We start from the raw sequence: 12,424 nt of genomic DNA on the forward strand, positions 1-12,424 counted from the left end.
CCAACGACACCAACACGCGCCGCGCGGCAGGACAACTCAGCCGCCGGGCGAAGTGGAGATACGCTCTTGAACAAGCAAGCAAGTTTGCGCAAGCCGATCGGCGGCACGGAAAGTTCGTCGCCGACGGCGGTCATGAAGCGGCTATGGCCGTATATCCGCCCGCTGATGGGCATGGTGCTGCTGGGCCTGCTGACCATGGGCATCGTCGCGGCGAGCGAGGCCGGCATTCCGATGCTGCTCAAGCCGCTGCTCGATCACGGCTTCGGCTCGAAAGGCAGCGACCACGCGAAATGGCTCGTGCCGGCCGCCGTGATCGGTCTCGCGCTGGTGCGCGGCGCGGCGCAGTATGCGTCGGGCTACTTCCTCTCCTACGTGACGAACAAGATCCTGCTGCAACTGCGGCTCGAAATGTTCCACCGCATGATCCACACCAGCGCGGGCTTCTTCCAGCGCGAGACGGCAAGCACGATCATCAACGCGGTCGTCTTCGAGGTGAACCAGATCCTGAGCGTGCTGTCGAGCGTCGTCGTGACCCTGGTGCGCGATTCGCTCACGGTCGTGTTCCTGCTCGGCTATCTGTTCATCCTGAACTGGCGTCTGACGCTGATCGTCGCGGTGATCCTGCCGGCCATCGGCTGGCTCGTCAGCAAGATCAACCGGCGTCTGCGCCGCCTGAATCGCGAGCATCAGACGCTGACCAACGAACTGTCGTATATCGTCGAGGAAACCGTCGGCGGCTACAAGGTCGTGAAGGTGCACAACGGCGAGCCGTATGAGATGGGCCGCTTCACGGAGATGAGTCACCGTCTGCGCGGCTATGCCATGCGCATGCAGGTCTCGGGCGGACTCGCGCAGCCGCTGACGCAGTTCCTCGCGTCGATCGCGCTCGCCATCGTCATCACCATCGCGGTGGTGCAGTCGGCGAGCGACCAGACGACGGTGGGCGGTTTCGTGGCCTTCGTCACGTCGATGCTGCTCGTCATTTCTCCGCTCAAGCATCTGATCGACATCAACCAGCCGATGCAGCGCGGCATGACCGCGGCGGAGCTGATTTTCGGACTGATCGACGAACCTGCCGAGCCGGCGGGCGGCGGCAAGCCGCTCGAGCGCGCGCGCGGCGAAGTGGAGTTCCGCGACGTGACCTTCGCGTATGGTTCGGCGGACCGGCCGACGCTCGACCGCGTGTCGTTCAAGGTCGCGCCGGGCGAGATGGTCGCGCTGGCGGGTCCGTCGGGCAGCGGCAAGACGACGCTCGTGAACCTGCTGCCGCGCTTCTTCGATCCGCGCGGCGGAGAGGTGCTCGTCGACGGCGTGCCGCTCTCCGATTACAACCTGCACGACCTGCGCGGCCAGCTCGCGATGGTGAGTCAGGATGTCGTGCTCTTCAACGACACGATCGCGGCGAACGTCGCGTACGGCCAGACGCCGGATCGCGACCGGGTGATGTCGGCGCTGACGGCGGCGAATCTCGCGGACGTGGTGAATGGGTTGCCGGAAGGAATCGATACCTTGATCGGCGGCAATGGCATGAGGTTGTCGGGTGGGCAGCGTCAGCGTCTGGCCATCGCGCGCGCGATCTACAAGGACGCGCCGATCCTGATTCTCGACGAGGCGACGTCGGCGCTGGACTCGGAGTCGGAGCGCTATGTGCAGTCGGCGCTCGAGACGCTGATGAAGGGGCGCACGACGCTGGTGATCGCGCATCGGCTGTCGACCATCGAGCGCGCAGACCGTATTCTCGTGATGGAGGCGGGGCGCATTGCCGAGCAGGGCAGCCATGCTGAATTGCTGCGCAAGGATGGCTTATATGCGCATTTGCATCGGATCCAGTATCAGCAGCAGGCGGCTTGATTGGGTGGGGTTCGCATGGAAGTTTGCTGCGTAGAAACATAAGAAATATCGCGTTCACACGCGGCGCGGCAAACGGGATGATGGCGGCTTTGAAACGAGCCGGATCATTCCAATGGCTTACTACCGGTTTTCACAGTATCTCGATCAGAGCGATCACGCGGCATTCGGCGCGCTTTACGATCCCGGACACGCGACGCCGTTTTCCGGCATCTACCGATGCGAAACCTGCGGTCACAATGCCGTGTCCACCGAAGGACATCCGCTGCCGCCGCAGAATCATCATCAGCATCCGAGCTGGGAGGCGATTCGCTGGCGGTTGATCGTGGCGGCGCATTGAGGGGCAGGCGCGTTGGAACCAGGACCTGGGGTTGGGAACTGGCGACGAACGCCGAGGCGTTGGTGACGCATCTGGGCGGCTATTCGTCTTTTCATGATTCGGCCGTGCGTTCCTTGTGCATGAGAAGGGGGCGCAAGACTCGCATGGGGTTCGATGGCTCAGACCTTCCTCACGAGTCCATGCGGACCATGGTGGACGTGCGGCTCGAAGTGCTGCACAACTGCTACGGGCCGCCGCCCACGGACGGACAAGTGGATCGAATCGTCGTGATCGATTGCCTCGATGTCCGGCAATCGGAGATTGATCTCGATGCCATGCTCGAAGAAGCGACGATCATGGAGATGACATTGTCGCGCGTGGACGGTTTGATCAAGCTCGATCTGCTGCCGAACGTCGGGCTCGATGTGAGGCTGACATGCGTTCAGGTTGTCATTGGCGACATGCTGCCTTATGTCCGCTCGTCTGTTTGAAGGGCTGAGTCGTGATGCGTCATGCATGGACGCATCGAGCTTTTCCGATTGAGTTCGCCGCAATTCGACGCCGTTGACGGGGCACCAAAACCCCATCACACGGCGCCCCATCTCAGGCTCTTACCGCCGCTTCTCGTAGTGATTACCCGTGCGCGAGTTCTTGTACTGGCCGCCCTTGTGCGACGAACCATGGCCGCCGGCGTAATGACCGCCGCGCGCCTCAGCAATGAAAGGAACGATCAGGGAAGCGCTGATCAGCGCGGTGATGATTGTCTTCATGGAGTCTCCGTTATGTATGCGATCGCGTTCGTCGTTACTGAGCATGCGCGACGGCATCATGAGTATCTTGCGGAGAGGCCCACTGAACAACGCAAAGAGCTTTACATCGACAGAATGTCACTCACATCAACACAATGTCATACTGCTCCTGCGACAGATTACTCTCGACCTGCAACGACACCGGCTTGCCGATAAAGTCCATCAGCATCGCCAGGTGCTGCGATTCTTCCTCGAGAAACAGATCGATAACCTGTTGCGACGCCACCACCCGAAACTCTCTCGGATTGAACTGCCGCGACTCGCGCATGATCTCGCGCAGCACGTCGTAACACACCGTGCGCGGCGTCTTGACCTGTCCCTTGCCCTGACACACCGGACACGGCTCGCACAGCACATGCGCGAGCGATTCGCGCGTACGCTTGCGCGTCATCTCCACCAGCCCAAGCTGCGAAAAGCCGTTCACCGTCACCCGCGTGCGATCGCGCGACAACGCCTTTTTCAGCTCGCCCAGCACCTGATCCCGATGCTCGACATTCTCCATGTCGATGAAGTCGATGATGATGATCCCGCCGAGATTTCTCAACCGCAACTGCCGCGCGATCGTATGTGCGGCTTCGAGATTGGTCTTGAAGATGGTGTCGTCGAAATTGCGCGCGCCGACATAACCGCCCGTGTTGACGTCGATGGTCGTCATCGCCTCGGTCTGATCGATCATCAGATAGCCGCCCGACTTGAGATCCACGCGCCGCGACAACGCGCGCTGAATTTCAGCCTCGATGTTGTACAGATCGAAGAGCGGCCGCTCGCCCGTGTAGTGATGCACCCGCGAAGCCACCGCCGGCGTGAACTCGGCCGCGAAGTCGGCGAGCATCTGATAGGTTTCGCGTGAATCGACCTGGATGCGCGAGGTTTCGTCGTTGACGAAATCGCGCAGCACGCGCTGGGACAGATTCAGATCCTGATACAACAGCGTGGTCGGCGGCACGCGCTGCGCCTGCGCGACGATGGTCGCCCAGGTCTTGCGCAGATAGGCGACGTCGGCGGCCAGTTCCTCGCTCGTCGCATCCTCGGCGATGGTCCGCACGATATAGCCGCCTTTCTCGTCGGCGGGCAACACGGCCGTGAGACGCGCGCGCACGGCTTCGCGTTCCGCTTCGCTCTCGATCTTCTGCGAGATGCCGATATGCGGCTCCTGCGGCAGATAAACCAGCGTGCGCCCCGCGATGCTCACCTGCGTGGAGAGCCGCGCGCCCTTGGTGCCGATCGGGTCTTTCACGACCTGCACCATCAGCGACTGGCCTTCGAAGACGATCTTCTCGATCGGCACATGCGGCGCGGATGCATGCGATTCGCCCGCGATGCGCGGATGCCAGATATCGGCGACATGAAGAAACGCGGCGCGTTCGAGACCGATGTCGATGAACGCCGACTGCATGCCCGGCAGCACACGCACGACGCGTCCCAGATAGACGTTGCCGACGCGCCCGCGCGACAGCGTGCGCTCGACGTGAAGTTCCTGAACCGCACCTTGCTGAACCAGTGCGACGCGGCATTCCTGCGGTGTGACGTTGATCAGGATTTCTTCGTTCATGGCCTGTTTAGAATTCGACGCGCGCCACGCGCAAGAGTGCTGCGGTTTCGAAAAGGGGCAGACCCATGATACCCGAATAGGATCCGTCGATTCGCTCGATGAACTCCGCCGCGCGGCCCTGGATGCCGTAGGCGCCGGCCTTGCCGAGCGGCTCGCCGGTGGCGGCGTAGCGTTGCAGCGCAGCACGGCTCGCGGGCGCGAAGCGCACCGTCGAGCGTGACAGCGCCGGTGCGAGCAGCGTGCCGTGCGCATCGACGACGGCAAGCGCCGTCAGCACTGCATGCTCGCGCCCGGCCAGGCGTTCGAGCATCGCCACGGCGTCGTCCTCGTGCAACGGCTTGCCGAGAATCAGACCGTCGATGGTCACGGTCGTATCGGCGACCAGGATCGGCGCTTCATGATGACTGCCCGCAAGCAGGCGTGCACGCGCCGCCTGCGCCTTCAGCGTACACACACGCACGACATAGGCCGCAGCGTCTTCGCCGGGCAACTCGGCTTCGAGTGCTTCGGCATCTTCATCGGGGCGGGGCAGCAGCAATTCGCAACGCACGCCGAGCTGAGCAAGCAGCTCCTTGCGGCGCGGGCTTTGGGAGGCGAGATAAACGAAGGGAAAAGAGGTGGGCATCGTCGAGTGAGATCAGGAGTGCGCACGCGAGACTGCGCGGCCTCGAGATGCAACCGCCGACCTGCCTCACGCGCGATGATAAGGATGATTCTGCGTGATGCTCCACGCGCGGTAAAGCTGTTCGGCGAGCAGCACGCGCACCATGCCGTGCGGCAAGGTCAGGCTCGACACGCGCAACAGCAGTTCGGCGCGCGACTTCACGGCGGGATCGAGCCCGTCCGCGCCGCCGATCACGAACGCGACATCGCGGCCCTCCTGCTGCCAGCCGGGCAGGGCGTTCGCCAGCTGCATCGTGGTCCAGTCGCGGCCGTGTTCGTCCAGCGCAACGATCCGCGCGTTCTTCGGCAATGCGGCCTCGATACGCTGCTTCTCCGCCGCCATCACGCTCTCGGCATTGCGTCCCGACGAACGTTGCTCAGGCTTGATTTCCTTGAGCTCGATGCGCAGTTCGGGCGGCATGCGCTTCGCATACTCGTCGAAGCCCTTCGTGATCCAGTCGGGCATCTTGTGTCCGACGGCCAGGATGACGAGCTTCATGAAACGGCGCGGTTCACGCGGCTTAAGTGACTCACGCGGCTCAGGACGTGCGCTTGCGGGCGACGCGCTTGACGGCCGGCTTCGCGTCTTCCTCGTCCTCGTCTTCGTCGTCGGCGGTGACGTTCGCGCCGCCGAACATGTTCGGCTTCTGCAGCTTCACGCGCACCGGCTTGTCGCCCCAGACTTCCTCGAGGTTGTAGTACTGGCGCAGCGCCGGTTGCAGGATGTGCACGACGGCGTCGCCGCAGTCCACCAGCACCCATTCACCAACCTCTTCGCCTTCCGTGCTGATGATCTCGCCACCGGATTCCTTGACCTTCTCGCGCACGCTGTTGGCGAGCGCCTTGGTCTGCCGGTTCGACGTGCCGCTCGCCACGACCACGCGGTCGAACAGCGAGGTCAGGTGAGTGGTGTTGAAGACCTTGATGTCTTGCGCCTTGACGTCTTCCAGACCGTCGATGATCGCGCGTTGCAGCTTCTGAATTTCCATGATTGGGGTGTCTTTACCGTGTCCGGTACAAATGATGTTGAACAATATAGTCCCATACTGCCGCCGGGACTTCGGCGCGGGCGCGGGCGTGCTGTTCCGGTGACTCGTCCGGCGCCTGCGCTTCACGCATCGTGCGGGCTGCTTCGCGGATGGCCGTGGCGGACACATCGAGCAGCAGGATTTCGTCGATGAGCATGTGACCGTGCGTGCTCGTCTGCAATGTTTCAGGCGAGGCGCGGCGCAGTTCGAGTTCCGCCGCGACTTCGGCGGGCAGGGTGGCCACGTCGAAGCCGGCGCGCGTTTCCACGCACACGTGCGCATGCTCGAACAGCTCGCGCCACCGATGCCACGAGTTCAGCTTGACCAGCTGATCCGCGCCCATCAGGAGCGAGATGGACGCGTCGGCGCCTTCGCGTTCGCGCCAGCGTGCCAGGGTATCGACGGTATAGGTGTCACCCTGGCGATCGATCTCGTCGGTCGCGACGGTCACGGTCGCGCCCGGTATCGACAGCGAACGGGCCGCCGCGCGGGTCATGGCGAGGCGATGCTCGGGCGCCGACACGCCTTCCTTCTGCCACGGCTGACCCGCGGGCAACAGCACCAGTTCGGTCAGCCGCAGCACCTCGGCGAAGCGTCGCGCCAGCGCCAGATGCCCGTTGTGGATGGGATCGAAGGTGCCGCCGAGCAGTCCGATACGCTTCGCGCACAGCGTGCCATCGCTCATGGCCGGGGTCACAGCCATTCTCGCCGCACCAGGAAGTCCTCCACCAGCCGTGCTTCAGGTGTGCCCGGCTCCGCGTTCCAGTCGTAGCGCCAGTGCGCCTCGGGCGGCATCGACAGCAGGATCGACTCGGTCCGGCCGCCGCTCTGCAGGCCGAAGTGCGTGCCGCGGTCGAACACGAGATTGAATTCGACATAGCGGCCGCGCCGGTACGCCTGGAACTCGCGCTCGCGTTCGGTGTAGGGCGTGTCGCGGCGGCGCTCGATGATCGGCAGATAGGCGGCCAGGAACGCGTCGCCGACGCTGCGCATCATCGCGAAGGACGCGTCGAAACCGGGTTCGGAGAAGTCGTCGAAGAAGATTCCGCCGATGCCGCGCTGTTCGTTGCGATGCTTCAGATAGAAGTATTCGTCGCACCAGGTCTTGAAGCGCGGATACAGCTGCGTGCCGAACGGATCGAGCGCGTCGCGGCAGGTCTCGTGAAAATGCCGCGCGTCGTCTTCGTAGCCGTACACCGGCGTCAGGTCCATGCCGCCGCCGAACCAGAAGATGGGCGCTTCGCCCGCCTTCAGCGCCGTCAGCATGCGCACGTTCATGTGCACGGTCGGGCAGTGCGGATTGCGCGGATGCATCACCAGCGAGACGCCCAGCGCCTCGAAGCCGCGTCCGGCCAGTTGCGGGCGCGCGGCGCTCGCGGAGGGCGGCAGGGCGTCGCCTTGCACGTCCGAAAAGCCGATGCCGCCGCGCTCGAAGAATCCGCCGCCTTCCAGGATGCGGGTCACGCCGCCGCCGCGCAGATGCGCGCCGGGTTCGCGGGTCCAGGCATCGGTGCCGAAAGGCGTGCCGTCGAACGCGCCGAGCGCGTCGGCGATGCGCGTCTGCAAGCCCGTCAGGTAGGCGCGCACGGCCGCGATGTCGCAGGCTGTGCCGGATTCGCCGTGGGTCTGTGCGGTGCGGTTCGTTTCACTCATCGATTGCTGGATTACGCCGTTTCAGCGGCCATGAAAGGACGGGGTTCAGCCTCCGTCGCGCAACTCTCAAAAGCACGCTGCCGGACGCGAGGTCCGGCAGCGTGCGTACTCGTGCGGCACAGCCGCGCCAGGCCCGGTTCAGCCGTGCTTGTCGTGCTTGCGGTTCAGCGCGCGATAGCCGATGTCCCGCCGGTACTGCATGCCGTCGAAGGAGATCTGGTTGACTGTATCGTAGACCACGGATTGCGCGCCGCGCACGGAATCCGCCAGTCCGACCACGCACAGCACGCGTCCGCCGGAGGTGGTCAGTTTGCCGTCGGTGAGCGTGGTACCCGCGTGGAAAGTCACGGATTGCTCGCTTTCCGCCGGAATGCCGTTGATGCGGTCGCCCTTGCGCGGCGTCTCCGGATAGTTGTGCGCTGCCAGCACCACGCCCAGCGCCGTGCGCCGGTCCCAGTCGAGTTCCACGGTATCGAGCTTGCCGTCGATCGCCATTTCCACGACCTTCGAGAAGTCGCCCTTGAGGCGCGCCATGATCGGCTGCGTCTCGGGGTCACCCATGCGGCAGTTGAATTCGAGCGTCTTCGGGTTGCCGTTGGCGTCGATCATCAAGCCCGCGTACAGGAAACCCGTGAAGCGGATGCCTTCGCTCTCCATGCCGCGCACCGTCGGCTGGATGATTTCGCGCATCACGCGCGCATGCAGTTGCGGGGTGACGATGGGCGCGGGCGAATAGGCGCCCATGCCGCCCGTGTTGGGGCCGCGATCGCCGTCGGACAGGCGCTTGTGGTCCTGGCTGGAGGCGAGCGGCAGCACGTGCTTGCCGTCCACCATCACGATGAAGCTGGCTTCCTCGCCGGCCAGGAATTCCTCGATCACGACGCGCGCGCCGGCATCGCCCAGCTTGTTGTCGGCGAGCATGGAATCGACGGCGCCGTGCGCTTCTTCCAGCGTCAGCGCCACGACCACGCCCTTGCCGGCGGCGAGGCCGTCGGCCTTGATGACGATCGGCGCGCCCTTGGTGTCGATATAGGCGTGAGCAGCGGCGGCGTCGGAGAAGGTTTCGTACTCGGCCGTGGGGATGCTGTGGCGCTTCATGAACGCCTTGGCGAAGTCCTTCGAGCTTTCGAGCTGCGCGGCTTCCTTGCTCGGCCCGAAGATCTTCAGTCCGCGCGAGCGGAACAGGTTGACGATGCCCGCCGCGAGCGGCTGCTCCGGACCGACGAGCGTGAACGCGACATGTTCCCGCTCGACGAAATCGGCGAGTTCCGCCGGGTCCGTGATGTCGATGTTGCGCAGACGCTCGTCCTGCGCGGTGCCGCCGTTGCCCGGCGCCACATAGACGATCTGTACGCGCGGCGATTGCGCAAGCTTCCATGCGAGTGCATGTTCGCGACCGCCGGAACCGACGACGAGTAACTTCATGTGAATCCCCGAAATCCTGACTAAAGGCGTTAAAGCGTAAAAGCGGCGTAAAAGCGAGCGGTAAAGCGGCTTGAGAAAAGGGCGGCGGGCGCGCCGGCTGCGTCATCGGATGGCGCGCATCCCGCGAAGAAGGCGGCTCGCGCGGACCACGGCTGCGTCACGCGCCCTCCTCGGGGCAATGCCGCGCCGCGTGGATCCGGCGGCGCTGCTCCGGCCATCATGCCGAAGCGAAAGGCGTTCCATGCGTGGGCGAGGGCGCGTTCACCCCGGCCCCAGGCGATCCGAAGCTCAGTCCTCGTTGATCGCCGCGTTGGTATGGACTTCCTGCACGTCGTCGAGATTTTCGAGCGCGTCGAGCAGTTTCTGCATCTTCACCGCGTCGTCGCCGCTGAACTCGACTTCGGTCTGCGGTTTCATCGTCACTTCGGCGAGTTCCGCCTTGAAGCCGGCAGCTTCGAGCGCGTCCTTCACCTTCTGGAAATCGTTCGGCGGGCAGACGACCTCGATGCTGCCGTCGTCGTTCGTGACGACGTCGTCGGCGCCGGCTTCGAGCGCGGCGTCCATCAGCGCGTCTTCCGCCGTGCCGGGCGCGAACAGGAACTGGCCGACGTGATCGAACATGAACGACACCGAGCCGTCCGTGCCCATGTTGCCGCCGAATTTCGAGAACGCGTGGCGCACTTCCGCGACGGTGCGGGTGCGGTTGTCCGTCATCGTGTCGACGATGATCGCCGCGCCGCCGATACCATAGCCTTCGTAACGGATTTCTTCGTAGTTGGCGCCATCCACGCCGCCGACGCCGCGCTGGATGGCGCGGTTGATGTTGTCCTTCGGCATGTTGGCGTCATAGGCCTTGTCGATGGCCAGACGCAGGCGCGGGTTGGAATCGACATCGCCGCCGCCCATGCGCGCTGCAACCTGGATTTCCTTGATGAGGCGTGTCCAGACCTTGCCTTTCTTTGCGTCGGCCGCGGCTTTCTTATGCTTGATGTTGGCCCATTTCGAATGACCCGCCATTACCTTTCTCCATCGCGCGCGGGCTTGGCTCCGGCGCCTAGTGTGCTGTCGTGCTGAATGTGTGGTTCCGTGCCGTTGGCCGCCGCGTTCCGGCGTGGGCGTGTGGCGGGATGGCGTGCCGAGCGCCGAGGCGCTGTCCGGTGCGGCCGACCCGATCGGGAACAGACCGAAATTTTAGCATGGAGGCACCCGTCTTCAGTACCCACGCGCGCGAAGCGGACGGGCAAAGCGGCGCGAAAGCGCACGAAATTTCGTCGATTCGACGCAAAAACACGCAAACGCGGTCGCAAATGCAAACCGCCGCGCGAAGGGCGCGGCGGTTTGCGAGATTGGAAGCGAACGGGGAAAAACTCAGTTCTTCGTGCCGAACAGGCGATCCCCGGCGTCGCCCAGACCCGGAACGATGTACGCATGATCGTTCAGATGCGAATCGAGCGAGGCAACGTAGAGCTTGACGTCCGGATGCGCGTCCTGGAACACCTTGACGCCTTCGGGCGCGGCGACCAGCGCGACGAACACGATATTCTCGCTCTGCACCTTGCGGCGCTTCATCACGTCGACGGCATGGACCGCCGAATAACCGGTCGCGACCATCGGATCGCACAGGATGAAAACGCGCTCCTCCAAATCCGGCGGCAGGCGTACGAGGTATTCGACCGGACGGTGATCGTCCGCGCGATACACGCCGATATGGCCGACGCGCGCCGACGGCACCAGGTCCAGCAAGCCGTCCGACATGCCGATGCCCGCCCGCAGCACGGGCACGATCGCGAGCTTCTTGCCGGCGATCACGGGCGCGTCGATCTCGACCAGCGGCGTGGCCACGCGCTTGGTCGTCAGCGGCAGGTTGCGGGTGATCTCATAGCCCATCAGCAGCGTGATTTCCCGCAGCAGCTCGCGGAACGTGCGCGTGGACGTGTCCTTGTCGCGCATGTGCGTGAGCTTGTGCTGGATCAGCGGGTGATCGAGGATGAAGAGATTGGGAAAGCGGCTGTCGTGTGTCATGGGTCTCGCGCGCGGCGCGTCCTGCTCGTGTGATGGGCTGCCGGGTGGCGCCTGGGGCGCAACGCAACGGCGGGTCCGGCGCGATTTCGAAGCGTTCTGACGCCGGGTGCGTCTCGCGCGGACAGTGGCGACAGTTTACCGAAAAGGCTGCCCGCGCCTAAGAAGAATTGCGCGTCGTCGAAGGCCTGCGCCGAGGCAGGCGCCGACGTTGCCGCCCCGATTCTTCTAGAATTGCGCGATGGATGAACCCGGGCAGCGAGAGCCGGGCGCGAGCAGCGCCCGCTTCGCCTGCCGAACGAACACGGAGAACAGCACGATGGACATGGGAATCGCAGGGCGCACGGCGCTCGTGTGCGCGGCAAGCAAGGGACTGGGACGCGGCTGCGCGGAAGCGCTCGCCGCCGAAGGCGTCAACCTGGTGATCACCGCGCGTACCGCGGAGACGCTCGAAGCGACGGCGGCGCACATTCGCGCGCAATACGGCGTGGACGTGAAGACCGTCGCGGGCGACATCACGACGCCCGCCGGCCACGCCGCCGCGCTCGCCGCCTGTCCCGCGCCGGACATTCTGGTGAACAACGCGGGCGGGCCGCCGCCGGGCGACTTCCGCACCTTCACGCACGAGATGTGGATCAAGGCGCTGGAAGGCAACATGCTGACGCCGATCGAACTGATGAAGGCAACCATCGACGGCATGATCGAGCGCGGTTTCGGGCGTGTGGTGAACATCACGAGTTCGTCAGTGAAGGCGCCGATCGATGTGCTCGGTCTGTCGAACGGCGCGCGCTCGGGACTGACGGGCTTCGTCGCCGGGGTCGCGCGCAAGGTCGCCGCGACGGGCGTCACCATCAACAACCTGCTGCCGGGTACGTTCGACACGGACCGCATCGGCGTGACGATGGAAGCGCAGGCGAAGGCGCAGAACGTCTCCATCGACGACATCCGCGCGCGCCGCGCACAGAGCCTGCCGGCGGGACGCTTCGGCACGCCGGAGGAATTCGGCCGCGCCTGCGCGTTCCTGTGCAGCGTGCATGCGGGCTACATCACCGGACAGAACCTGCTGATCGACGGCGGCGCCTATCCGGGCACGTATTAAAACAGCAGA

The 12,424-nt window shown here is 64.5% G+C and carries 14 protein-coding genes; 4 read left to right on the forward strand and 10 right to left on the reverse strand.

The genetic code is table 11. The features are described 5' to 3' along the window. The first annotated feature begins 132 nt into the window (after positions 1–132). From msbA to QCE88_RS06370, 3 genes are all read left to right on the forward strand, one after another. Entirely contained in the window at positions 133–1,851 is a 1,719-nt protein-coding gene (gene msbA, locus QCE88_RS06360) for a lipid A export permease/ATP-binding protein MsbA (protein ID WP_409018103.1), read from the forward strand. Between the two features lie 112 nt (positions 1,852–1,963). After that, positions 1,964–2,188, forward strand: a complete 225-nt coding sequence (locus QCE88_RS06365) for a hypothetical protein (RefSeq protein ID WP_309900202.1) — start codon at positions 1,964–1,966, stop codon at positions 2,186–2,188. A gap of 179 nt (positions 2,189–2,367) precedes the next feature. After that, the gene (locus QCE88_RS06370) at positions 2,368–2,658 is read left to right on the forward strand and encodes a hypothetical protein (protein WP_309900204.1); all 291 of its coding nucleotides are present in this window, start codon (positions 2,368–2,370) and stop codon (positions 2,656–2,658) included. 120 nt (positions 2,659–2,778) lie between these two features. Here QCE88_RS06370 and QCE88_RS06375 read toward each other — a convergent pair whose 3' ends face one another. From QCE88_RS06375 to upp, 10 genes are all read right to left on the reverse strand, one after another. Beyond that, positions 2,779–2,937 (reverse strand): hypothetical protein, encoded by a 159-nt coding sequence (locus QCE88_RS06375; protein WP_309900206.1) that lies wholly within the window; start codon positions 2,935–2,937, stop codon positions 2,779–2,781. A gap of 121 nt (positions 2,938–3,058) precedes the next feature. Further along, positions 3,059–4,528 (reverse strand): ribonuclease G, encoded by a 1,470-nt coding sequence (gene rng, locus QCE88_RS06380; protein WP_309900209.1) that lies wholly within the window; start codon positions 4,526–4,528, stop codon positions 3,059–3,061. Positions 4,529–4,535: 7 nt separating this feature from the next. Then, complete coding sequence (locus tag QCE88_RS06385) at positions 4,536–5,153, reverse strand: Maf family protein (protein WP_309900210.1); 618 nt, start codon at positions 5,151–5,153, stop codon at positions 4,536–4,538. Between the two features lie 66 nt (positions 5,154–5,219). Then, positions 5,220–5,690 (reverse strand): 23S rRNA (pseudouridine(1915)-N(3))-methyltransferase RlmH, encoded by a 471-nt coding sequence (gene rlmH, locus QCE88_RS06390; RefSeq protein ID WP_309900212.1) that lies wholly within the window; start codon positions 5,688–5,690, stop codon positions 5,220–5,222. Between the two features lie 40 nt (positions 5,691–5,730). Continuing rightward, positions 5,731–6,180, reverse strand: coding sequence for a ribosome silencing factor (gene rsfS / locus QCE88_RS06395; RefSeq protein ID WP_309900214.1), 450 nt, complete (start codon positions 6,178–6,180; stop codon positions 5,731–5,733). Positions 6,181–6,193: 13 nt separating this feature from the next. After that, positions 6,194–6,922 (reverse strand): nicotinate-nucleotide adenylyltransferase, encoded by a 729-nt coding sequence (locus QCE88_RS06400; protein ID WP_309900216.1) that lies wholly within the window; start codon positions 6,920–6,922, stop codon positions 6,194–6,196. Beyond that, positions 6,913–7,872, reverse strand: coding sequence for an oxygen-dependent coproporphyrinogen oxidase (gene hemF, locus QCE88_RS06405; RefSeq protein ID WP_309900218.1), 960 nt, complete (start codon positions 7,870–7,872; stop codon positions 6,913–6,915). The genes QCE88_RS06400 and hemF overlap by 10 nt, the downstream gene beginning before the upstream one ends. Positions 7,873–8,010: 138 nt before the next feature. Continuing rightward, positions 8,011–9,297, reverse strand: a complete 1,287-nt coding sequence (purD, locus tag QCE88_RS06410) for a phosphoribosylamine--glycine ligase (RefSeq protein WP_309900221.1) — start codon at positions 9,295–9,297, stop codon at positions 8,011–8,013. A 288-nt stretch (positions 9,298–9,585) separates the two neighbouring features. Next, complete coding sequence (locus tag QCE88_RS06415) at positions 9,586–10,314, reverse strand: YebC/PmpR family DNA-binding transcriptional regulator (RefSeq protein WP_309900223.1); 729 nt, start codon at positions 10,312–10,314, stop codon at positions 9,586–9,588. Positions 10,315–10,665: 351 nt separating this feature from the next. Continuing rightward, positions 10,666–11,319: a uracil phosphoribosyltransferase gene (gene upp / locus QCE88_RS06420; RefSeq protein WP_309831436.1), complete on the reverse strand. Its 654-nt coding sequence runs from the start codon at positions 11,317–11,319 to the stop codon at positions 10,666–10,668. A 316-nt stretch (positions 11,320–11,635) separates the two neighbouring features. Here upp and QCE88_RS06425 point away from each other — a divergent pair, with 316 nt between their 5' ends. Then, positions 11,636–12,415 carry an SDR family oxidoreductase gene (locus tag QCE88_RS06425; protein ID WP_309900225.1) on the forward strand — a complete coding sequence of 260 codons (780 nt, stop codon included), beginning with the start codon at positions 11,636–11,638 and terminating at the stop codon, positions 12,413–12,415. Positions 12,416–12,424 lie beyond the last annotated feature (9 nt).

Origin of the sequence: Caballeronia sp. LZ035 (assembly GCF_031451175.1) — a bacterium.
GTDB lineage: Bacteria > Pseudomonadota > Gammaproteobacteria > Burkholderiales > Burkholderiaceae > Caballeronia.